Origin of the sequence: Paraburkholderia sp. 32 (assembly GCF_050435345.1) — a bacterium.
Classification (GTDB): domain Bacteria; phylum Pseudomonadota; class Gammaproteobacteria; order Burkholderiales; family Burkholderiaceae; genus Paraburkholderia; species Paraburkholderia tuberum.
In genome coordinates this window covers 921,167-944,489 of the sequence record NZ_JBNDKD010000003.1, presented here as the reverse complement: position 1 = coordinate 944,489, position 23,323 = coordinate 921,167, and the positions used below count along the sequence as shown (strand labels likewise).

At 64.2% G+C, this 23,323-nt stretch carries 18 protein-coding genes and 1 tRNA gene; 10 read left to right on the top strand and 9 right to left on the bottom strand.

The window, feature by feature from the left end; genetic code table 11:
- Window positions 1-147: 147 nt before the first annotated feature.
- Together lplT and OKW26_RS27010 are read right to left on the bottom strand one after the other, a co-directional pair.
- Complete coding sequence (lplT, locus tag OKW26_RS27015; protein WP_184057277.1) at window positions 148-1,446, bottom strand: lysophospholipid transporter LplT; 1,299 nt, start codon at window positions 1,444-1,446, stop codon at window positions 148-150.
- 213 nt (window positions 1,447-1,659) lie between these two features.
- Window positions 1,660-2,463, bottom strand: coding sequence for an inositol monophosphatase family protein (locus OKW26_RS27010; protein WP_184057275.1), 804 nt, complete (start codon window positions 2,461-2,463; stop codon window positions 1,660-1,662).
- Window positions 2,464-2,872: 409 nt separating this feature from the next.
- Between OKW26_RS27010 and OKW26_RS27005 the strand changes: the two genes are divergently transcribed.
- Both OKW26_RS27005 and cysE read left to right on the top strand, forming a co-directional pair.
- A complete protein-coding gene (locus OKW26_RS27005) occupies window positions 2,873-3,703 on the top strand; it encodes an RNA methyltransferase (protein WP_090800702.1) in 831 nt (276 codons plus the stop codon).
- Window positions 3,704-3,956: 253 nt separating this feature from the next.
- Window positions 3,957-4,784 carry a serine O-acetyltransferase gene (gene cysE / locus OKW26_RS27000; protein ID WP_429334797.1) on the top strand — a complete coding sequence of 276 codons (828 nt, stop codon included), beginning with the start codon at window positions 3,957-3,959 and terminating at the stop codon, window positions 4,782-4,784.
- Between the two features lie 45 nt (window positions 4,785-4,829).
- Here the strand turns inward: cysE and OKW26_RS26995 are convergent, their stop codons facing one another.
- The 4 genes from OKW26_RS26995 to OKW26_RS26980 all read right to left on the bottom strand — a co-directional run bounded on the left by OKW26_RS26995 (window position 4,830) and on the right by OKW26_RS26980 (window position 7,735).
- On the bottom strand, window positions 4,830-5,627 hold the full coding sequence (locus OKW26_RS26995) for a UDP-2,3-diacylglucosamine diphosphatase (RefSeq protein WP_184057271.1): 798 nt from the start codon (window positions 5,625-5,627) through the stop codon (window positions 4,830-4,832).
- 63 nt (window positions 5,628-5,690) lie between these two features.
- Window positions 5,691-6,185, bottom strand: coding sequence for a peptidylprolyl isomerase (locus OKW26_RS26990; RefSeq protein ID WP_090800697.1), 495 nt, complete (start codon window positions 6,183-6,185; stop codon window positions 5,691-5,693).
- 126 nt (window positions 6,186-6,311) lie between these two features.
- Window positions 6,312-6,893 (bottom strand): peptidylprolyl isomerase, encoded by a 582-nt coding sequence (locus OKW26_RS26985; RefSeq protein WP_184022474.1) that lies wholly within the window; start codon window positions 6,891-6,893, stop codon window positions 6,312-6,314.
- A 50-nt stretch (window positions 6,894-6,943) separates the two neighbouring features.
- Entirely contained in the window at window positions 6,944-7,735 is a 792-nt protein-coding gene (locus OKW26_RS26980) for a tetratricopeptide repeat protein (protein ID WP_184057269.1), read from the bottom strand.
- A gap of 250 nt (window positions 7,736-7,985) precedes the next feature.
- Here OKW26_RS26980 and cysS point away from each other — a divergent pair, with 250 nt between their 5' ends.
- The 6 genes from cysS (at window position 7,986) to OKW26_RS26950 (ending at window position 15,108) form a co-directional block, all read left to right on the top strand.
- Window positions 7,986-9,383, top strand: coding sequence for a cysteine--tRNA ligase (gene cysS / locus OKW26_RS26975; protein ID WP_429355739.1), 1,398 nt, complete (start codon window positions 7,986-7,988; stop codon window positions 9,381-9,383).
- Window positions 9,384-9,430: 47 nt separating this feature from the next.
- Window positions 9,431-10,540, top strand: a complete 1,110-nt coding sequence (locus OKW26_RS26970) for a DNA-3-methyladenine glycosylase family protein (RefSeq protein ID WP_429355738.1) — start codon at window positions 9,431-9,433, stop codon at window positions 10,538-10,540.
- Between the two features lie 128 nt (window positions 10,541-10,668).
- Window positions 10,669-11,640, top strand: coding sequence for an acetyl-CoA carboxylase carboxyltransferase subunit alpha (locus OKW26_RS26965; protein ID WP_429355737.1), 972 nt, complete (start codon window positions 10,669-10,671; stop codon window positions 11,638-11,640).
- Window positions 11,641-11,693: 53 nt separating this feature from the next.
- On the top strand, window positions 11,694-13,169 hold the full coding sequence (tilS, locus tag OKW26_RS26960; RefSeq protein ID WP_429355736.1) for a tRNA lysidine(34) synthetase TilS: 1,476 nt from the start codon (window positions 11,694-11,696) through the stop codon (window positions 13,167-13,169).
- A gap of 415 nt (window positions 13,170-13,584) precedes the next feature.
- On the top strand, window positions 13,585-14,835 hold the full coding sequence (locus tag OKW26_RS26955; protein WP_090800687.1) for an aspartate kinase: 1,251 nt from the start codon (window positions 13,585-13,587) through the stop codon (window positions 14,833-14,835).
- Window positions 14,836-15,014: 179 nt separating this feature from the next.
- Window positions 15,015-15,108, top strand: a tRNA-Ser gene (locus tag OKW26_RS26950).
- Window positions 15,109-15,383: 275 nt separating this feature from the next.
- On the opposite strand, the gene OKW26_RS26945 is transcribed toward OKW26_RS26950, so the two are convergent.
- From OKW26_RS26945 to OKW26_RS26935, 3 genes are all read right to left on the bottom strand, one after another.
- Window positions 15,384-16,568 (bottom strand): porin, encoded by a 1,185-nt coding sequence (locus tag OKW26_RS26945; RefSeq protein WP_090800656.1) that lies wholly within the window; start codon window positions 16,566-16,568, stop codon window positions 15,384-15,386.
- A 61-nt stretch (window positions 16,569-16,629) separates the two neighbouring features.
- Window positions 16,630-19,065: a TIM-barrel domain-containing protein gene (locus tag OKW26_RS26940; protein WP_429355735.1), complete on the bottom strand. Its 2,436-nt coding sequence runs from the start codon at window positions 19,063-19,065 to the stop codon at window positions 16,630-16,632.
- A gap of 19 nt (window positions 19,066-19,084) precedes the next feature.
- Window positions 19,085-20,371, bottom strand: coding sequence for an MFS transporter (locus OKW26_RS26935; RefSeq protein WP_184056975.1), 1,287 nt, complete (start codon window positions 20,369-20,371; stop codon window positions 19,085-19,087).
- 464 nt (window positions 20,372-20,835) lie between these two features.
- Here OKW26_RS26935 and OKW26_RS26930 point away from each other — a divergent pair, with 464 nt between their 5' ends.
- Together OKW26_RS26930 and OKW26_RS26925 are read left to right on the top strand one after the other, a co-directional pair.
- Entirely contained in the window at window positions 20,836-21,183 is a 348-nt protein-coding gene (locus tag OKW26_RS26930; RefSeq protein ID WP_429355734.1) for a hypothetical protein, read from the top strand.
- A 191-nt stretch (window positions 21,184-21,374) separates the two neighbouring features.
- Window positions 21,375-23,291 carry an extracellular solute-binding protein gene (locus tag OKW26_RS26925; protein WP_429355733.1) on the top strand — a complete coding sequence of 639 codons (1,917 nt, stop codon included), beginning with the start codon at window positions 21,375-21,377 and terminating at the stop codon, window positions 23,289-23,291.
- The last annotated feature ends 32 nt before the right edge of the window (window positions 23,292-23,323 follow it).

Sequence of the window (23,323 nt, the reverse complement as noted above, 5' to 3'; positions counted from 1 at the left end):
GGACCCTGGCCGAACGGACGATGCCCAACACAAGAGCTGAATGTCAGCATGACCGATTCGATCAAAGCGGGGGGTGCGCGCCGTCGCGGCGGGTTACGGCCGTCGAGCCGAGCCTCGCGCTGTCATTGCTGGAGCACCGTGATGCATTCATTCCTCGATCATCGCCCGCATGTCCACCCTGCGTTCGTTCGCCGCGCTGCGGCGTTTCGCGAGCCACATCAGCAGCGTGATGAAGGTGCCGAACACGACGATGATCCACTGCGCGGGCATCTTCGCCGTGAGCAGCAGCGCGTACACGCCGAGCATCAGCAGCACCGCGAGGTTCTGGTTGAAATTCTGCACGGCGATCGAGTGACCGGCCGACAGCAGCGTCGCGCCGCGATGCTGCAGGATCGCATTCATCGGCACGATGAAAAAGCCCGACAACGCACCGAGCACGATCATCAGCGGATAGGCCAGCAGAATGTAGTAGGGCGCGACGTGCGTGCCGAAGCGCAGGCCCGCGCCCGCCGGGAACAGGTCCTTGTTGTAGAAGGCCATCGCGATCGCCACCGCGCCCGTCAGCACGCCGACCGGCAACACCTTCAGCGAGTGGCGCAATGGAATCAGCGCGGCCGCGCCCGCCGCGCCGATCGCGATGCCGAAGCCGGTCACGCCTTGCATCACCGCCGCCTTCGACAACGACAGCCCGAGGTTCACGTTCGCCCATTTGAGCACCAGCAGCTGCATCGTCACCGCGGCGCCCCACATCAGCGTGGTCACCCACAGCGCGATCTGCGCGAGCTTGTCGGCCCACAGCACCCGGAAGCAGTGATGGAAATCGCCGACCAGCTTATTCGGCTCGGTCAGCCGGTTCGGATAGCGCGCGCCAGTGTCCGGAATGAAGATGTTGATCGCGGCGGCGATCGCGTAGGTGAGCATGACCGCGCCCATCGCGAGATCGGCGGCCGAGCGGATCAGCGGCATATGCGCACGCGTGACGAAATGCTCGAAGACGGTGCTGATCAGCGCACCGCCGAGCATCGTGCCGGCGATCGTCGACAGCACCGTCGCCGATTCGAGCCACGCGTTCGCCTGCACGAGCTTTTCGGCGGGCAGCAGCTCGGTGAGGATGCCGTACTTGGCGGGCGAATACGCGGCTGCGCCGAAGCCGACCACGCCGTAGGCGATCATCGGATGAACGCCCAGAATCATCATCAGGCAGCCGCTCGCTTTCAGCGCGTTGGAGATGAACATCACGTGACGCTTCTGCATCGAATCGGCGAACGCGCCGACGAATGGCGCGAGCAGCACGTACGAGATCGTGAAAAAAATCTGCAGCAGCGGCGTAACCCACGCGGCCGAGCGCATCACGGAAAGCAGGGCGATGGCGGCGATCAACAGCGCATTGTCGGCCAGCGACGAAATGAACTGTGCCGCGATGATCGTATGGAAGCCTTTTTTCATGGGGCAGATTGGAGGCTGCGCCCGGGGCGAAAGTCGGGCAGGGTCAAAGCGGCATGGAGCAGGGAACGGTCCCGGCCGAGTACCGCCCCGAATGACTTCCCGCTTTTTAGCACGACGCTCCGGACACTGGAGCGCCGCCAACAGAAAAGCGGCCGAAGCCGCTTTTCTCTGCAACCGTTATGCGTTGCCGCGGACCGGCCGCGGCGGCGCACCTTACGCCGACTGCTGACGCGTGCGGCTGTAGCGCGACAGGATTGGAACCATCTGCGCGTAGACCTTCGGGTTGCCCGCGACGACTTCGCCGACGTGCAGGAACTCCGAATCACCGGTGTAGTTGCCGACCAGGCCGCCGGCTTCGGTGATCAGCAGGCTGCCCGCCGCGACGTCCCATGCGTTCAGGCCCTGCTCGAAGAAGCCGTCCATGTGGCCGGCCGCGACGTTGGCCAGATCGAGCGCGGCGGCGCCCGGACGGCGCAGGCCGGCGCAGGCTTCGGTCATCTCGGCGAACTGACGGCCGTACGATTCGAGGCTGTCCTGCGCGCGGAACGGAAAGCCGGTGCCGATCAGGCAGTCGGCCAGGCGGTCACGCTTGGCGACGCGGATGCGGCGATCGTTGAGAAACGCGCCACGGCCGCGCGATGCGGTGAACAGATCGTTGCGGGTCGGATCGTAGACGACGGCCTGCGTGACGACGCCCTTGTGCGCGAGCGCGATCGACACGCAGTAGTAAGGGAAGCCGTGGATGAAGTTGGTGGTGCCGTCGAGCGGATCGATGATCCACTGGTATTCGGAATCGTGGTCCGACTTGCCCGACTCTTCGGCGAGGATGGCGTGATCGGGATAGGCGGTCTTCAGCGTTTCGATGATCGCCGCTTCGGACGCTTTGTCGACTTCCGTGACGAAATCGTTGTGCTGCTTTTTGCTGACCTGAATCAGGTCGAGATCGAGCGATGCGCGGTTGATGATCTGAGCTGCGCGGCGCGCGGCCTTCACAGCGATATTGAGCATGGGATGCATAAACTGATCCTTGTGCCGGGGCAGCACGGCTGCCGGCCGGTAAATAAGCGCGAAACTGCGCTGACGGGCGCCGCAACGACGCAAAAACAGCACGGAACAGCAGACCGGCTATCAAACCGGAGAGCATTCCGTCGACGGAGACGAATTGAATAAGAACGGTGCGACCGGTTCGACGCAAGCTTCAGCAAACGTCGGCGCCGGACGCGAAAAGCGGTATTTTACCTGAGTCCGGGCGCCCTCGCGCAGGTGCTCGCTCACGTGCGGCTGATGTACCGCACAGGCGCCCGCCGGTGCCGATCCGATGCTGCGCCCTCGTCCGCGCGCGTGGCTCGCGCGTGCGCCTGATTCGGCATAAGTGCCCGTTGGCGCTACCATACGCGTCTTGAGTCCTAGCCAGCCGAGTTTCATCGTGGATCACACCCACCATTCCTCCGACCCCGCCGTGGCCGATTTGCGCGGCGGCTTCACGTCGACGCGTTTCGTGCTGGTCGAGCCCAGCCATCCGGGCAATGTCGGCGCCGCGGCGCGCGCGCTGAAAACCATGGGCTTTTCGCGGCTCGTGCTCGTGTCGCCGCGCGTGCCGAACGTGCAGAACGACCCCGAAGCGATCGCGATGGCGAGCGGCGCCGATGACGTACTCGCCTCCGTGCACGTGGTGCCGTCGCTCGCCGATGCACTGACTGGCGTGCACTGGTCGATTGCGCTCACCGCGCGGCTGCGCGAATACGGTCCGCCGCAATGGACGCCGCGTGCGGCTGCCGCCGCCGCGCACGCAGAGGCGATGCACGGCGAGATCGCGCTGGTGTTCGGCAACGAGCGCACGGGCTTGTCGAACGAGGACGTCGAGCGATGCAGCGCGATCGCGCATATTCCGGCCAATCCGGCCTATAGCTCGCTCAATCTCGCGCAGGCGGTGCAGGTGCTCGCCTACGAGCTACGCACCGCGTACCTCGGCGCCGACGAAGCGAGCGACGGCGCACCCACCGCGGGAGCACACGCGGCGCCGGCCGAATCCGCCGCTCCACGCGCGCAGATGGCGGCCAGCGACGAGATCGAGAGCATGTTCGCGCATCTGGAAAGCGCACTGGTCGCGCTCGAGTTTCTCGATCCGGCCAATCCGAAGAAGCTGATGTCACGGCTGCGGCGGCTCTTCGCGCGCTCGGGCCTCGAGCGCGAGGAGGTCAACATCGTGCGCGGCATCGCCAAGCACATACTGCTCAAGACCAGGCGGACCGGCTGACGGTCCGTTGACCAGCCCGTGACGGCGCACCTGATGCGCCGCCTTCGTCTGACGACAACCTTGCAGGTGACGGGGACTTCCGGCAGGTTTCGCGCAATCGCCCTACAATCCACGAAACGTTAGAAGCAAAGCTGCCGCCGTGCTAAGCGGCAGCGATGCCGTTAGCTATGGCGCGAAACGCAGAGTCCCGCATGCGCAAACCGCGCGGATTCGCTCACGCAGACGGTTTTCCCCCAACAATACAGTCCCTGCCATGTTCACGAGACTTCGCGAAGATGTTGCCACCATCCGCGAGCGCGATCCCGCCGCCCGCAGCGCATGGGAAGTGCTTACGTGTTATCCGGGGCTGCACGCACTCGTGCTGCATCGGATCGCTCACGCGTGCTGGCGCGCGAAGCGCCGCTGGCTCGCGCGTTTCGTGTCCCAGATGGCGCGCTTCATGACCGGCATCGAGATTCATCCGGGCGCGAGCGTCGGGCGGCGCGTGTTCATCGATCACGGCATGGGCGTCGTGATCGGCGAGACCGCGCAGATCGGCGACGACTGCACGATCTACCAGGGTGTGACGCTCGGTGGCACGTCGCTCACGCGCGGCGCGAAGCGGCATCCGACGCTCGAGCGTGGTGTGATCGTCGGTGCGGGCGCGAAGGTGCTCGGCGGCTTCACCGTCGGCGCGGACGCGAAGATCGGATCGAACGCGGTCGTGACGAAGCCGGTGCCCGCGCGTGGCACGGCGCTCGGCAATCCGGCGCGGATCATCGTGCCGGCCGCGGCGGCTGCGAACGGTGCGAACCCGAATGCGAACAACGCCGCGCGTGACGCGAAGCGCGGCAGCGAAATCAGCGCGTTTTGCGCATACGGCATCACGCCCAACGCGGACGATCCGGTTTCGCTCGCGATTCACGGTCTGATCGACCATGCGGCTACTCAGGCGCGACGTATCGATGAAATCGTCGATGCGCTCGAGCGGCTCGGCACGAGCCTCGAAGGTCTGCAAGGCGCGGATGCGGCGTTGCTCGATTTGCGGCGGCTATCGGCGGCGATCGCGGGGAAGGTGGAGGGGCTGGCGGGGGAGCGCTAGGTATCGGCGCCTCGGCAGCGCGAAGCGCACGCCGTACCCACGAGGTCAATCCAGCGGCAACGCTCGAATCCCGTCGGCATCGATCTTCAGATAGCCGCCCCGGCGCTCGCCGTGATCGAGATCCCAGTCGGGCAGAACCCAGCGCGTGCCGCCCGGCTCGCGATGTCGTGCGGGCAGATGGGTATGCCCATGAATGATCGTCGCGGTCTTCGATTTCCTGAACAGCGCGGCGACACCTTGCGGGGTCACGTCATACTTGATCGGCATCGGCCGCGTGCGGCCATGCTCGCTCTTCGAGCGCATGTTCTCGGCGAGCTTGCGACGCCAACGAAACGGCCACGCGAGAAACAGAATCTGCGCGAGTCGATTGCGCGCGAAACACCTGAACAACTGATAGCCGCGATCCGCGGTGCACAGACCATCGCCATGGGCGAGCGCAATGCGCGTGCCGAACGCGGTAATCACGAACGGATCGGGCAGCCAGATCGCGCCGGCCGCTTTCATGAAGCGCTTGCCCAGCAGAAAGTCGCGGTTGCCGTGCATGATGTAAAGCGCGATGCCGCGCTCGGACAGCGTGTGCAGCAGCGCCGCAATATGGGCGACGAACGGCTCGCTCAGCATGTCGTCGCCGACCCAGTACTCGAACAGGTCGCCGAGGATGAACACCGAGTCGGCCGCTTCCGCGCTCACGCCGATGAAATGCTCGAACGCGGCGACCGTGCGCGGAATCGCCTCGCTCAGATGCAGATCGGAGAGGAAGAAAAAAGGGCGCGCGGCGTGCGGGCGTTGGCCCTCGCCTGGCACGCCCGCGGCGACGCTTCGCAGCGGCGTCTCTTGCAGCATTGAAGGTGCCTGATTTCAGTTCAAAGGAGTCGACGCCCGCATGAGGCGCGACTCACTCACGGTTTAGCCGACGACGACAGCTTTTTCGATCACGACATCATCGACCGGCACGTCCTGATGGAAGCCCTTCGAACCGGTCTTGACCTTCTTGATCTTCTCGACCACGTCCATGCCTTCGACGACCTTGCCGAACACCGCATAGCCCCAGCCTTGCGGCGTCGGCGACGAGTGGTTCAGGAAGTCGTTGTCGTTCACGTTGATGAAGAATTGCGCGGTCGCCGAATGAGGGTCGTTGGTACGCGCCATCGCGATCGAGCCGTTCTCGTTCTTCAGACCGTTGTTCGCCTCGTTGGTGATCGGCTCGGCCGTCGGCTTCTGCTTCATACCGGGTTCGAAGCCGCCGCCCTGGATCATGAAGCCGTCGATCACGCGGTGAAACACCGTGTTGTCGTAGTGGCCGGCCTTCACGTAGTTCAGGAAGTTCTCGACCGACTTCGGCGCCTTTTCGGCATTCAGCTCGAGTTTGATGAGGCCGTGGTTCGTATGCAGTTCAACCATGATGGAATCCTTTGATGAACAGGTGGATAAAAGGCGCGGCGCGTCGTCATGTGCTGACGACCGGCCGCGCCGGGGCGTTGGTTGGGGCCGGACTTCGGCCGCGCGGGTTCGCTTGCCCGTTCGTTTTTACTTGCTCACCACCGTCGCCGACTGGATCACGACCGGCTTCTGCGGCACATCGCTCATCGGGCCGCGCGTGGTGGTGGGCGTGGCTTCGATGCGTTTCACGACGTCCATGCCGCTCGTGACCTTGCCGAATACCGCGTAGCCGTTGCCGTCCGGATTCGGGTAGTCGAGATTGGCATTGTCCACCGTGTTGATGAAGAACTGCGCGGTGGCCGAATTCGGGTCGCTGGTGCGCGCCATCGCGATCGTGCCAGCGGTGTTCTTCAGACCGGTGCGGCTCTCGAGCGGAATCGGCGCGCGCGTCGGCTTCTCGACGAAGCTCTGCGTATAGCCGCCGCCCTGGATCATGAAGCCCGGAATCACGCGATGGAAGATCGTGCCGCTATATTGGCCGGCTTTCACGTAGTCGAGGAAATTGGCGACCGTCTTTGGCGCTTTCTCGGGATACAGCTCGACGCGGATGTCACCCTCCGACGTCTTCAGCAGCACGGAAGGATGAGCGGCCTGCGAACCGGACTGCGCAAAGGCGGGTGCGTTTGCGATCAGGGCGGCGCTGCCGAGCGCCAACATCAACCATTTCATGAAAGTCCTCGGGGTTGGAGAAAACTTGCGGCAGGCAACGAGCCCGGCGCTCAGCGCGACGGCGCCATGTACGGCGGCATGGCGAGCGAGCCATTCGGGCCGCCGAACTGGAAGCTCGGGCTGTCCGTGATGTTCGACGTGGGGTGCGCGGCGGGCACGGTCGTCTGCTCGGCGGCAGGCTGCGACGCCGCAGCAGCGGGCGTTGCCGGCGACACGACCTTCTGGATATCCGCGAGACGCTGCGCGGTCCTCGGGCTCGCCTTGCCGAGGCTCTCCGCGCGACGGTACGCGGCATCGGCGAGGCGCAGATAGAGGTCACCGAGGTTCTCGAACGCGAGGCCGTAGTTCGGATTGACCTGGGTGGCCATCTCGAGCGCCGCGCGCGCTTCGGTCAGACGGCCTTGTCTCGCGAAGAGTGTGGCGAGGTTGTTGTACGGCTCGGGCAACTCGGGATACAGCTGCGTGAGTTCGGTGAACGCTGTGATCGCTTCGTCGTCGCGATTCAGATGCACTAGCACGTTTGCGCGTTTGAACTTCGCTTGTGCGTCGCGCGGATTCGCGGCGACGCGCGCATCGAGTTGGGTCAGCGCGGCTTGCCAGTTTTTCTGCGCGATCGACGCGTCGATTTCCGGCGTATTGTCACGCACGGCGGGGCCTTGCGGCATCACCGCGGTCTTCTGCGCATAAGCGCTCGCGACCGGCACCGCGGCAAGTGCGGCAACGACGGTGACGCGCCACGCGAGGGCACGCGCCGCTTCGAAAGTAACGCCACCGACAACGTTGCCAAACGCAGTCGCGGCGAGGGTCGCAGCGCTGTGCGCGCGGCCGCTTGAGTGTTTCATAGGCTCAGGTCTGGATGTTATACTCCGAGCCATTCTAACAAAAGGTCTGCGCGTTCCGTCGAACCGCCGACTGTCTTTTCGCCACTCGTGGCCGTCTCCGCCCGGTTCGCAGCCTCGTCTGCAGCCTGATCGCCGCACGAGGTGCGCCGGTTTCAGCTGTATGCGATGCACCCGTTATCCTGTTCGTTTCGCGGGTCGCGGCGCGCATGAAGCACAATGCGGACTTCTTTCGGCCCACGCACCGCTCTCTATGGAATCTCTGCGCATTTACAACACGCTCGCGCGTGACAAACAGACTTTCGTGCCGCTGCGCGAAGGTGTCGTGCGGATGTACGTCTGCGGGATGACCGTGTACGACTATTGTCACGTCGGTCATGCGCGGGTGATGGTCGTGTTCGACATCGTGCAGCGCTGGTTGCGTGCGCTTGGCTACAACGTGACTTACGTGCGCAACATTACCGATATCGACGACAAGATCATCAAGCGCGCAGTCGAGAACGGTGAAACCATCAAAGCGCTGACCGATCGCTTCATCGCCGCGCTGCATGAAGACGCGGACGCGCTCGGCATCGAGCGTCCGGATATCGAGCCGCGCGCGACCGACTTCATTCCGCAGATGCTCGGCATGATCGAGACGCTCGAGAAAAACGGCTACGCCTACCAGGCGAGCGACGGCGACGTCAACTACGCGGTACGCAAATTCGCAGGCTACGGCAAGCTATCGGGCAAGTCGCTCGAAGACCTGCGCGCTGGCGAACGCGTGGCGGCCAACGACGCCAAACAGGACCCGCTCGACTTCGTGCTGTGGAAGCAGGCGAAGCCCGAGGAACCGGCCGACAGCGGCTGGGATTCGAAGTACGGGCGCGGTCGTCCCGGCTGGCACATCGAGTGCTCGGCGATGGGCTGCACGCTGCTCGGTGAACAGTTCGACATTCACGGTGGCGGCCAGGATCTGCAGTTTCCGCACCACGAAAACGAGATCGCGCAAAGTGAGGCCGCGACCGGACAAACATTCGTCAATTACTGGATGCACAACGGCTACGTACAGATCGACAATGAGAAGATGTCGAAGTCGTTGAACAATTTTTTTACGATTCGCGAAGTGCTCGCGCAGTACGATGCAGAGGTGGTGCGTTTCTTCATCGCGCGCGCGCATTACCGCTCGCCGTTGAACTACAGCGACGTACATATCGACGACGCGCGCAATGCACTCGCGCGTTTGTACACGGCGTTGAAAGACGTGACGCCCGATAGCGCCGTGCTCGACTGGAACGAAGCGCACGCGCAGCGTTTCCAGGCGGCAATGAATGACGACTTCAACACGCCGGTGGCCGTGTCGGTGCTGTTCGAGCTGGCCACCGAAGTGAACCGCACGCGCGACCCCGCGCTGGCCCGTCAATTGCGCGCGCTTGGCGCGGTGCTCGGGCTGCTCGGACGCGAACCGCGTGCATACCTGCAGCAGGCAGCGGGTGCTGCAGCCGAAGGCGCGCTCGAGCCCGTCGCGATCGAAGCGAAGATCGCCGCGCGCATCGCCGCCAAGCAGGCAAAGGACTATGCGGCAGCAGACCGGATCCGGGCCGAATTGCTCGATGCCGGCGTTGCCCTTGAAGACAAACCCGGCGGGTTGACCGAGTGGCGGCGCGTGTGAGCGCACCTCGTACTTCCCTCTGAACGACTCGCCAGGCAGGAGGCAGGATGGCAACGGCCACGAAGACGCCGGCTAAACGCGCGGCGTCTCAAACCAGTGCGGCAGCCGCAGCGTCGGCTGCCGCAGCATCGGCTGCCGCAGCTCAGTCGACTCGTGCGGGCGGCGGCGCGGTAGACAAAGCGCCCTCGAAAGCGGGCGGGGCGGCGGCGAAAGCCGACTCGGCCGCGGCAAAGAAGAGCGCGGCCAAACGCTCGCTCAATGGCGCGGGCACTGAAGCTGCGCACGCGCCTGCGAAACGCGCGAAAACGGCGTCGCGGGCGAAGGGCAACGGTGCGTTGCCGGCCAAACTCGCGGCCGAGCTCGCCGGCGACGTGCAGGAACTCGCGCGCGACAAGAACGCGGGCGAAGTCGTGCGCAAGACGCGCGTATCGGCCATCTCGGCGAGCACGGCCAGCGCGGGCGGCGAAGCGGCCGGTGTCGCATCGCTCGCGAACGAAGTCGCGGTGCCGGTGCAGATCGGCGGTCTCGCGCCTGAAGTCACGCGTCCCGCGTATTGGGACAAGGCGTGCGCGGATCTCGTCAAGCGCGATCGCATTTTGAAGAAGCTGATTCCGAAGTTCGGCCCCGTGCATTTGCTGAGTCGTGGCGATCCTTTCGTCACGCTTGCGCGCTCGGTGGTCGGCCAGCAGATCTCGGTCGCCTCGGCGCAGGCCGTGTGGGCGAGGGTCGAAGTCGCGTGTCCGAAGCTCGTGCCGCAGCAGTTCATCAAGCTCGGTCTCGAGAAGCTGACCGCGTGCGGTTTGTCGAAACGCAAGGCCGAATACGTGCTCGATCTCGCGAGGCATTTCGTGTCGGGCGCGTTGCACGTCGGCAAGTGGACGTCGATGGACGACGAGGCGGTGATCGCCGAACTCACGCAGATTCGCGGCATCGGCCGCTGGACCGCGGAGATGTTCCTGATTTTCAACCTGTCGCGTCCCGACGTGCTACCGCTCGACGACCTCGGCCTGATCCGCGCGATCAGCGTCAACTATTTCAGCGGCGAACCCGTCACGCGCAGCGAAGCGCGCGAGGTTGCCGCGAACTGGGAGCCGTGGCGCACGGTGGCGACCTGGTACATGTGGCGTAGTCTCGATCCGTTACCGGTCGACTACTAAAGAAGAACAGGAAACGAAGCCGTTTCAAAGACTATCGCGTATATGATGTCGATAGTTGAGAAATGGTTTTGACATCGGCGCACGCGGTTAGAATACGCGCTGCCCGGTAAGTCCAAGGATTACAACCAATGAAGACCACGTTTCTGGATTTCGAACAGCCGATCGCTGAACTCGAAGCGAAGATCGAAGAATTGCGCTTCGTGCAGGACGACTCGGCCGTCGATATTTCGGAAGAGATCGAGCGGCTGTCCAAGAAGAGCCAGCAGCTCACCAAAGATCTGTATGCGAACCTCTCACCGTGGCAGGTTTCGCAAATCGCCCGTCATCCGCAGCGTCCGTACACGTTCGACTACGTGAGCGAGCTGTTCACCGACTTCCATGAACTGCATGGCGACCGCAACTTCGCGGACGATCTGTCGATCGTCGGCGGTCTCGCGCGATTCAACGGCCAGGCGTGCATGGTGATCGGTCATCAGAAGGGCCGCGACACCAAGGAGCGCGCGCTGCGCAACTTCGGCATGCCGCGTCCGGAAGGCTATCGCAAGGCCGAGCGGCTGATGCGCCTCGCCGAGAAGTTCGGCCTGCCGATCTTCACGTTCATCGACACGCCGGGCGCGTACCCGGGCATCGGCGCGGAAGAGCGGGGCCAGTCCGAAGCGATCGGCCGCAATCTGTACGTGATGGCCGAGCTGAAGACGCCGCTGATCGCGACGATCATCGGCGAGGGCGGCTCGGGCGGCGCACTCGCTATCGCGGTGGGCGACAGCGTGCTGATGTTGCAGTTCTCGACCTACTCGGTGATCTCGCCGGAAGGCTGCGCATCGATCCTGTGGAAAAGCGCCGCCAAGGCACCGGAAGCAGCGGAGGCGCTCGGCCTGACCGCGCATCGTCTGAAGGCGCTCGGTCTGATCGACAAGATCGTCAACGAGCCGCTCGGCGGCGCGCATCGCGATCCGAAGGGCATGGCGGCGATGCTGCGCCGTGCGCTCGCCGATTCGCTGCGCCAGTTCCAGGGTATGAGCACCAACGACCTGCGCGAACGCCGTTTCGAACGGCTGATGGCGTACGGCAAATTCAAGGAAACGACGCCGGGCGCATAAGCCCGCGCGTTGGCCTGTCTCTTTCGTCCACCGGCGCATTCCGCGCTAACGACGTGACCACCACCGCCGACTCATCCGCCGAGCGCCTCGTGACCGAGGCGCTCGGCGCCGCGCTGTCCGGGCTCGATTCGAACGCGCGCATTGCGGTGGCATTCAGCGGCGGCGTCGATTCGAGCGTGCTCCTCGATGCGGCGGTGCGCGTCGCGGGTGCGTCGCGCTGTATCGCGCTGCACGTGCATCATGGTTTGAGTCCACATGCCGATACGTGGCTCGCGCACTGCGAGGCTTTCGCGCGCGAACGTGGCGTCGAATTCGACGCGCGACGCGTGGATGTTTCGCGCGCGCCGGGCCTGAGCATCGAGGCCGCGGCACGCGACGCGCGTTATCGCGCGCTCGAAGCGATGTGCGCAACGCACGGCATTGGCACGCTATGGCTCGCGCAGCATGCGGACGATCAGGCCGAGACCGTGCTGCTGCAACTGCTGCGCGGCGCGGGGCTCGCGGGTCTCGCGGCGATGGCGCCCGGCACGCTGCCGACAGGTGCGTCGACGACACGCGTGCGGCCGCTTTTGCATCTGCTGCGCGCGCAGCTCGAACACTATGCGAGCGCGCGCAAGCTGCGCTGGATCGACGACGAATCGAACGCGGACACGCGTTATGCGCGCAACGCCTTGCGTCATCAGGTGATGCCGGTGCTCGCGGTGCACTTCCCGGGCTATCGCGATGCGCTCGCGCGCACGGCCGCGCATTCGGCATCGGCGCAGCGATTGCTCGACACGCTCGCGCGCGCCGATATGGAAAGCGCGTCGCGCGATGAAGGACGCGCCCTCGCGCACGACGTGCTGCTCGCTCTCGACGACGATCGCGCGCTGAATCTGCTGCGCTACTGGATGCGTACGCTCGGCTTCGTCGCGGCATCGAGCGCGCGTGTCGCGGATGCACTGCGGCAGTTGCGCGAAGTGGCAGCGGGGCAGGATGGACATCGGCTCCGCATCGATCATGCGGGGCATGCGTTGCGCAGCTATCGCGGCCTCGTCTACTGGGAAGCCGGCGATAGCAGCGAACCCGCCGACGAAACCGCGCTCGTCGAGCGCGAGATCAGTGAACTCGCGTGGCAAGGGCAAGAGATCTGGCATTTGCCGCAATGGCGCGGCACGTTCGTGTTCGCGATGGTGGATGCAGCCGCTGCTTCCGACGTAGCCGACGCAACGCACGCAGCGCCACGTAACGAAGCATGCGACATGGTTCCCGTCAGCGTCCTGCAACGAGCCTCTCTAAGCGTGCGGGCGCGCCGCGGCGGAGAACGCATGCGCATCGGTGTGCCGAACACGCCCAGCCGCACGCTGAAGAACCTGTTTCAGGAGCGCGGCATTCCCGCATGGAAGCGCGACGTGCCATTGCTTTACGTTGGCGATGAACTGCTGTTCGTGCCGCTGATCGGCGTGAATCGCGGGACTGTGCGCGACGCATCTCCGGAGCGCGAAGCGTGCGTGAAAATCGTCTGGCGCGAGGATCTGCTGATCGCCTGAGCGCCGGTCGGACAGTCGCGCAAGCCGTGCGTGCAGATGTCGAAAGCGTGAAACAGGGCGCAAATCAATGATAAAACAGGCCATTGCTGGCCTGATTCGACGCATTTGAGCGCTCGTTGCGTCTTGTCTTTTTGCGCCTAATCAGGTACTTTAGCTTGTTTGCCCGACCCGATTTCGCCGTCGCTTTTGTCGCTATCGGTCGTTAGTGCCGGCAGGCGTGCGTGATCCGTCGTCGCCGTTCAATTCCGATCAGCCATTTGCGATTTCATCCCGGGCAAATCCGCGCGTGCTGCACGCGTGCTGCATCTACGCCGCCACACACTTTGCCGCCGTTCACGAGACGTTGCGCCCCTGTGCTTTCTGTGCGGTCGTCTCCAGCGCGCCAGCGCGGTTTCTCTTCCAGTTCAGAACGACAATGGCACTCATCGTACATAAATACGGCGGCACCTCGATGGGCTCGGTCGAGCGCATCAAGAACGTCGCCAGGCGCGTCGCGAAATGGCACAAGGCCGGCCATCAGATGGTCGTCGTGCCGTCGGCAATGTCCGGCGAAACCAATCGCCTGCTTGGCCTCGCGAAAGAAATCACGACTCAACCGAGCCCGCGTGAACTCGACATGATCGCCGCCACCGGCGAGCAGGTCAGCTCGGGTCTGCTCGCGATCGCGCTGCAGGAAGCCGGCGTCGAAGCGGTCAGCTACGCAGGCTGGCAGGTGCCGGTCAAGACCGATAGCGCGTTTACGAAAGCGCGCATCAGCGACATCGACGGCGAGCGCGTCATGCAAGACCTCGCAGCCGGCAAGGTGGTCGTGATCACCGGCTTCCAGGGCATTGACCCGGACGGCCACATCACGACGCTCGGCCGCGGCGGCTCGGACACGTCGGCAGTCGCGGTCGCGGCCGCGCTGAAGGCCGACGAGTGCCTGATCTACACGGACGTCGACGGTGTGTACACGACGGACCCGCGCGTCGTTGAAGAAGCGCGCCGGCTCGACCGCGTGACGTTCGAAGAAATGCTGGAAATGGCCAGCCTGGGTTCGAAGGTGCTGCAGATCCGCTCGGTGGAATTCGCCGGCAAATATCAGGTGAAAACGCGCGTGCTGTCGAGCCTGACCGATCCGCTGATGCCACTCGACGAAGAAATGAAGTCGGGCACCCTGATTACTTTTGAAGAAGACGAGACCATGGAAAAAGCAGTCATCTCGGGTATCGCGTTCCAGCGCGACGAAGCTCGTATCGCCGTGATGGGCGTGCCCGACAAGCCGGGCATCGCGTATCAGATTCTCGGCCCGGTGGCGGACGCGAATATCGATGTCGACATGATCATCCAGAACCAGAGCGTCGAGGGCAAGACGGCATTCACGTTCACGGTTGGCCGCGGCGACTATGCGCGTGCAATGGAAATCCTCACCGGCACGGTAAAGGCGCACGTCCAGGCCGAGCAGGTGCTGGGCGACCCGAAGGTGTCGAAGGTGTCGGTGGTCGGCGTCGGGATGCGCTCGCACGTCGGCATCGCCAGCAAGATGTTCCGCACGCTGTCGGAAGAGGGCATCAACATTCAGATGATCTCGACCTCGGAGATCAAGATTTCGGTGTTGATCGACGAAAAGTACATGGAGCTCGCGGTACGCGCGCTGCATAAGGCCTTCGAACTCGATCAGGCATAAGTGGCGGGAAAAACGGGGCGCTCTAGAGCGTCCCGTTTGTTTTGTGGCGTTCATGTGAATGAATTGCGTGGTGAGACGCCACGTTGGCACAAATATGTTCGTCAGACATTGACCTTATCGGCCCGGCCCGCTATGATCTTGGCTTCGTCGCACTGACTCCCTGTGCGACAGAAAGTTTGGGAGACGTGGCCGAGAGGTCGAAGGCACTCCCCTGCTAAGGGAGCATCTGGGCCAAAACCTGGATCGAGGGTTCGAATCCCTCCGTCTCCGCCAGCAATGGTGGCGAAACCCCGCAGAGTCTAGGCTCTGCGGGGTTTTTGTTTTTGCGCGGCTTGATTTTGATCTCGCTCGCTACTTCAGCGATGTCAGCGGCATTCCCAGCCCTCCAGCGTGTGACCACGTCCTACGTGAATAGGCAGGTCTGCTGATCAATGCATGGCGCCGTTAGCCCGCCACGCTGGTCCGCAGAAAACCGCGCCAGATCCGGCGCGGCAGGCAAGGAGTCCGCATGACTGATCCCGTCGTGCCGCTGACCGAGACCGCCTCGCTTAGAACGCGTGCCGCAACCCCACCATGCCGACGAACTGAGACGGACCCGATGACGGCGTCGTGTTCTGCGAGTCGCCGACCACCGCGACCGCGTCGGCGATGGTCACACCGCTGCCCGACGAGATCAGTGACTTGCCGCCTGCATGCTGATAGGCCTCGAGCGCGTACAGCGTGGTGCGCGTCGACAGGTTGTAGGTCTGTTCGAGCGAGATCTGATGATAGTGCGCCGGATCGCTGATGCCGTTCGCCTTGCTTGCCTGGGTGAAGCTATAGCCGCCGCCGACCGTCACGCTCGGCGTGATCCGGTACGTCGCGATCGCACCGTACGTGTTGAACACGGCCTTGTCGAAGAACAGCGAGCCGTGGCCCGGCGCGTACTGCACATTCGAGTAGTTGAGGCCCACCATCAGATCGTGCCACGTATAGCGACCCGCCGCGGCGAACAGTTGCGCGCTGCGCGCGCTCGCGTAACCGTTGTTGACCGGCGAGTTGATCGCGAAGCTGCCGAGCGCCGCGCTCGTCGAAATGTCCTTCAGCTTCACGTAGCCGGCTGCGAGCGACACGGGCTGGAAGTCATAACGCAGCGCCGCGCTGAACAGGCTGCCGTTCGCGACGCTGCCGGGCACGCCGCCGAGACCATACTGCGCGCTTGCCTGCAGGCCCCCGATCGTCGGCGATAGGTAGGTTACCGAATTATTGAAGCGCAGCGTCGTGTCGAGGGCGTCGAGATCGCCGGGGTGCGCGCCGGTCGCGCCGGTCAGCACGCCGGTCGGTCCGAGCGCGCCGACCATCTGGAAGTAGGGTGTGTACTGGCGGCCGAGCGTTACCGTGCCGTAGCGGTCGTTCGCGAGGCCGACATAGGCCTGGCGGTTGAACAGGTAGCCCGCGGTGCTTTGCGCGCCAGTCAGCGAATTGAAGCCGCTCTCGAGCCGGAAGATCGCCTTCGTGCCGCCGCCGAGATCTTCCGAGCCGAGGAAGCCGAACTTGCTCGCCTGCAGGTTGCCCTGGCTCATATAGAAATTCGAATGCCCCTTCTGGTTGCTGGCATAGGCGAACGCATTGTCGACGACGCCATACAGCGTGACGCTGCTTTGCGCCGATGCGCTGGTGGACAACGCGGTGCCCGCAAACGGCAGGCAGCAGAGGACGAACGCGCGGGTGCGCGCGCGCTGGTTTATTTTCATGATTGGGATGTCTCCAGACTGATGGGACGGCCTGATCCCTCAGGCCGGCGCGGTGGGTTGTTCAGTGCGGCACCGAAATCGTCAGGCAGCGCCAGCCGTGCGCGGTGTGATCGGTCACGAGCGTGCCGTTAGCGCAGACGACCGCGCGTGTTTCGCGCATCGGCACGAACACGCGCACTTGCGGCTGCACGCGCGGCATCCATTGCGAACGCTCGAGCGTCACCCGCAAAGTGTTTGCGTCGCCCGTCAGCGTGACGTTCCAGCGGCCTTGCTCGCCGTTGCGCCAGGCTTCGGTCTCGCCGTCGTCCTCGATCGAGCCGCCTTGCGCGGTGCCCGCGTCGGCAGACGGCACCGCGAGGAATGCGCGTTCGTCGGCAGGGCGGCCAAAATGCTGCTCGGCGATGTTGAGCGGAATCACGCTGCCTTCACGCAGCAGGAACACCGGCCGCTCGAACGGCGCGGGCAACGTGACGGTCTGGCCGCCGTCGAATGTTTCGCCGCTCCAGTACGACACCCAGCGCGAACCGGCCGGTAGATACACGGCGCGCGTGCTCTGGCCCGGATCGACCACTGGCGCGACCAGCATCGACGAGCCGAGCATCATGTCGTCGCCATCGACGAGGCAGCGCGGATCGTGCGGAAACTCCGCGAACAGCGGCCGCAGCACCGGCTCGTACGCACGATGCGATTGCCACAGCAGCTCGTAGAGATAAGGGATCAGGCGATAGCGCAGCTTGATCAGGTCTGCCACGTGCCGCGTGACTTCGGGATGCATCCACGGCTCGTTGACGGTGCCGTCGTCGTTCCACGAGTGAATCGAAAAGCGCGGCAGGAAGATGCCGAACGCGACCCAGCGCGCAAACAGCTCCGGCTCCGGCGCCGGACCCGAGAAGCCGCCGATGTCGTGACCGCTATTCGACACGCCCGACATCGCGAGCCCGAGACCCATCTTCAGATTGAAGCGCAGCGTTTCCCACGACGTGTAGTTGTCGCCCGACCACGTCTGCACGTAGCGATGCATGCCGACGCCGCCCGAGCGCGACACGAGGAACGGGCGCCTGTCAGGCGCGTGCTCGCGCTGCGCGTCGTGCGACGCGCGCATCATCAGCTGCGTCTGCAGCACCTTCGCCTGGTGTGCCGGATACGGCTTGCCGAAGCCGCGCGCGATCGCATGCGGCGACCAGATCTCGAACTCGTTGTTGTCGTTCCAGGTGGCCGCGATGCCGTATTTGAGCAGTGCGTCCTTCACGCGAGCTTTCCACCAGTCGATCGTCGCGGGATTCGTGAAGTCGAGGTACGCGCCGACTTCGTCCCAGAACTGCACCCATGCGGGCTCGCCATCGGGCGCTTCGATCAACAGGCCGGCGTGGGCGACGTCGTCGAACGCTGGGTGGTCTTGCAGCAGACACGGCTTGATGTTCGCGCACAGACGCACGCCGTGATCGAGATAGCTCCGCACGAAGCCGTCGATGTCCGGAAACTTGTCGTGATTCCAGTTGAACACGTAGCGCTTCGGCCCGATCGACGTATAGCCCGACGACAGATGAAACGAATCGCACAGCACGTCGTGCTCGCGGCAACGCTCGATGAATTCGCCCATCTGCTTTTGCGCGTCCGGCGCGTCGGTATAGCTCATCGTCGAGCCCGAGTAGCCGAGGCCCCACTTCGGCATCCACGCGGGACGTCCGGTGAGCCACGTGAAGCGGCGCACCGCGTCGAGCGGCGAGCCGGGCGATGCGATGAAGTAGTAGTCGAGATCGCCATGCTCGGCGATGAAGTGCCGATAGTGGCCGTGATAGTTGTCGAGCTCGCGGCCCATGTCGAAGCGACAATCGGCGAGCGTGTCGTAGAACAGGCCGAAGCCCGTCGACGTCTGCGGCTGCCACGTCACGTAGAACGGGATGTGCTTGTACAGCGGGTCCGTGGTGCGCGCGCTGTAGCCCATCGCGTCGATGTTGCGCATCTCGTAGGTTTGCCGCGCGCGATCGAGCGAGCCGGCACGCTCGCCGAGGCCCACGTACATTTCGTCGCGGCGCCGCTCGACGTAGTGATAGACGCGCGAGTCCCACCAGCCGAAGTTGTACGCCTGGGTCTTGCGATCGCTCATCACGCGATGCCATGTGCCTTCGTGCAGGATGTCCCAGGCGCAGGCGCCGCCTTCGAGCGCCACGCTCACGCGCACGCGCGCCGTTTCGATCACGATGTGACCGGCTGCTTCGTTCACCGTGAACGGCGGCGGCGTGAAGCCGCTCAGGTCGCGGCGCTCGCGGCCTTCGAGCGGCACGTCGTCCATCCCGGGCGCGATCGCCCATGTGCGCGGGCCGCGCGTTTCGCCGTCCGGCAGCACGAGCACGCGGATGATGTCCTCGGCGAGCACGAACAGCTCGATGCGGCAATTCGGCTGCGCGCTTAGCACGACCGGGTTGGCCGCCGGGTTGCCAGCGTGGGAGACGAGCGCGAAGCGCGGCGGATGTTTGAGATTGATCTGTGAACGCATGATGAGTCTTCCAGGAAGGTCAGGCAGCCGTGTTGACGCTCAGTTCGGCGCGGCGCGCGCGGCCGTGGCGCGGCACACCGCGCATCAGGATGATCAGCAGCGTCGCGCCGATGATGTCGAATGCGCCGAGCGCGCCGAACAGCGGCGTGTAGCCGATCGAATCGGCGAGCGCGCCGACCATCAGGGAGAAGCCGAGGCCGCCGATCCACGCGGCCATGCCCGCGAAGCCGGCGACGGTGCCGACTTCGCCCGGATCGAATACGTCGGCGGCGAGCGTGTTGACGAGCGCCGAGATCATCTGGTGCGCGAAGCCGCCGACGCAGAAGAGGGCGATGGCCTGGTAGGGTGACGCGACGAGACCGATCGATGCCGGCCCGATCATCATCAGCGCGCCGAGCACGACGCCCGAGATGCGCGACCAGATCAGCGGCACGCGAAAATGCTTCATCAGGAATGGCGACAGATAGCCGCCGAACAGACCGCCCAGGTCCGCGGCGAGAAACGGCAGCCACGCGAACATCGCGATCTGCTTCAGATCCATATGACGCTGCGTGGCGAGATACAGCGGAATCCAGAAGCTGAACGTCTGCCACGCGGGCTCGGCGAAAAAGCGCGCTTGCGCGATCGCCCAGAAGCGGCGCGTGCGCAGCACTTCACGCACGCTCGCGCGGCGCGCGGCGGGCGGTGCCTGGCCTTCGACGATCGCGGCGCGCTCGGCATCGCTCACGCGCTTGTGCTCGGCGGGCGAGCGGTACAGCACGAACCATGCGGCGGCCCACACGAAGCCGAGCGCGCCGGTCACCGCGAACGCGCTCTGCCAGCCGTAGCGCAGCGACAGGAAAACGACGAGCGGCGGCGCGAGCAGCGAGCCGAGCGACGTGCCCGCATTGAAATAGCCGACCGCGACGGATTTCTCGCGATCGGGAAACCATTCGGCGACGACCTTCATGCCGGCCGGAATCGCGACCGCTTCGGACAGGCCCATGAAGCCGCGCAGCGCCGCGAGCGAAAACCAGCTGCCCGCGAAACCGTGGAACACGCCGGTCAGCGACCACAGGCACGCGAACAGCGCGAAGCCGAGGCGCAGGCCGATCAGATCGATGATCAGGCCGCAGACGGGCTGCATCACCGTATAGCCGACCTGGAACGCGCCGACCACGTACGAGTACTGCCGCGTGTTCATGTGCAGCAGTTTCATCAGCTCGGGCGCCATCACCCCGAGCGCGTTGCGCGACAGATAGTTGACGATCGTCCCAACGCACACGAGGGCGATGATCCACCAGCGCAATCCCTTGATCGTTTTCAAAATCAGTCTCCGTGGCGCATTGAGCGGTTGCTTCCGACGCAGTGCTCGGGCATGCGCGAATTCGAACATTTATTGGTTTTCAATGGCAGTCATCCTACCACCTAGAAACGACCTGGATATCGGGGAAAACCATAGGCGGTGCCACGTGTTTCCTTGATTTTTCTCGATAATTTAATATTTTTTTGCCACGTCTCCGAGCGGTGATCGGATGACTGTGGTGAGGAATTTCGAACAGATATGTTCTTTCGAACTTTAAAATGTTCGTTTTCGGGATGTCAGTCAGGCCGCGAGCCGGCGCCCGCGCGGAGGGTGCTTTTTCACCGCCGTCTGGCGTGTGTAACCAGACATTACGCCGCCGCCGGCGAGGCGATTTTCAGCATCAGTTATTACAAAGTTGAAATACGCGTGTTGCTGCCTTTGCGTTATATTTCCGCCAACAAAACATGTTCCTACAAAGGTGATCAATGAAGTCCGCTCGTCTTGTTCCGCTTGTGTTCGGCGTGTTGACGTTGACTGCATCGGGTGCCGCGATGGCCGCGGGGCTCAACGTTGGGGTCAATATCGGCATTCCCGCGCCGGTCTACGTCGCACCGGCGCCGGTCTACGCACCGCCGCCGCCTCCGCCGCCGCCCGTCGTCTATCAGCCGGCTCCCGTGTACTACGGCGGTCCGCAAATCGTGATCGGCTGGCATGGCGACCGTTACTGGGACGGCCATCGCTACTGGGCGCGCAACGACTGGTATCGCCACCATCCGCCGGGCCGCGGCGACTATGCGCGGGGTCACTACGACCAACATCGCGGCTGGCACTGAGTCGCCACTGCGTCAGCGCTGAAGCGCGCCAACCGGCCGCAGCGATGACAGAACCGCCCTTGGAGGCGGTTTTGTTTTTTGTGCTGAAACATCCGTCGCTGACGCATTTCGTCGCAGTCGCCCGCCAGATCGCGCAAGCTAATTGGGTAGAATCCCCCACATCGCCACTGCCCATTTACCAGCACGACTCCATGACAACTGGCTCGCGACGGGTTCAAACGCCTGAGGGACTTCGACACAGCGTGATCCACGGACCCTTGCGCGCCGCGCTCGCCGTCGCGTTGCTGTGCGCGAGTCTGCTCGTCGCGCCGCACGCGCATGCCGCGCATGCGATCGCGCAATACGGCGAGCCCAAATATCCGGCCGGCTTCAAGCACTTCGACTACGTCAATCCCGATGCGCCGAAAGGCGGCACGCTCGTGCTCGCGAACCCGAGCCGTCTAACGAGCTTCGACAAGTTCAATCCGTTCACTCTGCGTGGCAATGCGGCGCCCGGCCTCGAATTGATGTTCGAGAGCCTGACGATCGGCAGCAGCGACGAAGTCGCGTCCGCCTACGGGCTGCTCGCCGACGACATCGTCGTCGCGCCCGACGGCCTGTCGGTCACGTTCCACATCAATCCGCGCGCGCGCTTTTCGAACGGCGACCCTGTGACCGCCGACGACATCAAGTTCTCTCTCGACACGCTGAAGAGCCCGCAGGCCGCGCCGCAGTTCGCATCGCTTTTCAGCGAGATCAAGCGCGCGGTCGTCGTCGATCCGGCCACGGTGCGCTTCGAGTTTCGCGAGCGCGATCGCGAGTTGCCGCTGCTCGCGGGCAGCATGCCGGTGTTCTCGCGCAAGTGGGGGATGAAGCCCGACGGCAGCCGCGTTCCGTTCGACCAGCTTGCATTCGAAAAGCCAATCGGCAGCGGGCCGTATCTGATCGACAGCTACGACAACGGCCGCACGATCACGTTCAAACGCGACCCGCACTATTGGGGCGCCAATCTGCCGGTGCGCGTCGGCATGAACAACTTCGATCGCATCGTCTACAAGCTGTATGCCGATAGCACCGCGCGGCTCGAGGCGTTCAAGGCTGGCGAGTACGACGCGCTGGTCGAATATATCGCGCGCAACTGGGTGCGGCGCGACGTCGGCAAGAAGTTCGACCGTGGCGAGTTGATCAAGCGCGAGTTTGCGCAGCACAACGGCACCGGCATGCAGGGCTTTTTCCTGAACACGCGCCGGCCGCTGTTCCAGGATGTGCGGGTGCGCAAGGCGCTCGATCTCGCGCTCGACTTTCAGTGGCTGAACCGCCAGCTGTTTTTCAACCAGTACACGCGCATCGACAGCTATTTCGCCAACACCGAATGGCAGGCGAAGGGGCTGCCTTCGCCTGGCGAACTCGCGCTGCTGGAGCCGTTTCGCGCCCAACTCGACCCGGCGGTATTCGGGCCGCCGCCGAAGCAGCCCGATACCGATCCGCCCGGCTCGCTGCGCGCGAATCTGCTGCAGGCGCGCGATCTGCTGCAGCAGGCCGGCTGGACCTATCGTGACGGCGCGCTGCGCAACGCGAAGGGCGAGCCGTTCCAGTTCGAGATACTCGACGACTCGGGTTCGGCCTCGTCGATGGAGCCGATCATCGCGACCTTCACGCGCAATCTGCAAAAGCTCGGCATTACCGCGAACTTCCGCACCACCGACTTCGCGGTCTATCAGAAGCGGCTCGACGCATTCGACTTCGACGTGACGACGATTCGCATGCCCGACGTGCAGGTGCCGGGCTCCGAGCAGATCACCCGCTTCGGCAGCAAGGCCGCCGATACCCCCGGCTCGGACAACGCGATCGGCCTGAAGTCGCCGGCCGTCGACGCGGTGTTGAACGCGCTCGTGCATGCGCAAACGCGCGAGCAACTGACCGATGCCGCGCACGCGCTCGACCGTCTGCTGATGCATGGCTACTATGTGGTGCCGCACTGGTACAGCGGCACCCATCGCGTCGCGTTCAAGCGCGGGCTCGCGTGGCCGAAGACTTTGCCGCTGTACTATGGCGCGGAGGGCTGGATCACGACGATGTGGTGGTACCAGGATCCGCGGGCGCGCACGCCCACGGGCAGCGCCGACTGATCCGCAGATCCATCGCCCCCACCAACGCGTTC

Bases quoted from the DNA above. Each gene is read 5' to 3' on its own strand.
- lplT (WP_184057277.1), bottom strand. From the start codon at position 1,446: ATGAAAAAAGGCTTCCATACGATCATCGCGGCACAGTTCATTTCGTCG.
- OKW26_RS27010 (WP_184057275.1), bottom strand. From the start codon at position 2,463: ATGCATCCCATGCTCAATATCGCTGTGAAGGCCGCGCGCCGCGCAGCT.
- cysE (WP_429334797.1), top strand. From the start codon at position 3,957: ATGTTCACGAGACTTCGCGAAGATGTTGCCACCATCCGCGAGCGCGAT.
- OKW26_RS26995 (WP_184057271.1), bottom strand. From the start codon at position 5,627: ATGCTGCAAGAGACGCCGCTGCGAAGCGTCGCCGCGGGCGTGCCAGGC.
- OKW26_RS26990 (WP_090800697.1), bottom strand. From the start codon at position 6,185: ATGGTTGAACTGCATACGAACCACGGCCTCATCAAACTCGAGCTGAAT.
- OKW26_RS26985 (WP_184022474.1), bottom strand. From the start codon at position 6,893: ATGAAATGGTTGATGTTGGCGCTCGGCAGCGCCGCCCTGATCGCAAAC.
- OKW26_RS26980 (WP_184057269.1), bottom strand. From the start codon at position 7,735: ATGAAACACTCAAGCGGCCGCGCGCACAGCGCTGCGACCCTCGCCGCG.
- cysS (WP_429355739.1), top strand. From the start codon at position 7,986: ATGGAATCTCTGCGCATTTACAACACGCTCGCGCGTGACAAACAGACT.
- OKW26_RS26970 (WP_429355738.1), top strand. From the start codon at position 9,431: ATGGCAACGGCCACGAAGACGCCGGCTAAACGCGCGGCGTCTCAAACC.
- OKW26_RS26965 (WP_429355737.1), top strand. From the start codon at position 10,669: ATGAAGACCACGTTTCTGGATTTCGAACAGCCGATCGCTGAACTCGAA.
- OKW26_RS26955 (WP_090800687.1), top strand. From the start codon at position 13,585: ATGGCACTCATCGTACATAAATACGGCGGCACCTCGATGGGCTCGGTC.
- OKW26_RS26945 (WP_090800656.1), bottom strand. From the start codon at position 16,568: ATGAAAATAAACCAGCGCGCGCGCACCCGCGCGTTCGTCCTCTGCTGC.
- OKW26_RS26940 (WP_429355735.1), bottom strand. From the start codon at position 19,065: ATGCGTTCACAGATCAATCTCAAACATCCGCCGCGCTTCGCGCTCGTC.
- OKW26_RS26930 (WP_429355734.1), top strand. From the start codon at position 20,836: ATGAAGTCCGCTCGTCTTGTTCCGCTTGTGTTCGGCGTGTTGACGTTG.
- OKW26_RS26925 (WP_429355733.1), top strand. From the start codon at position 21,375: ATGACAACTGGCTCGCGACGGGTTCAAACGCCTGAGGGACTTCGACAC.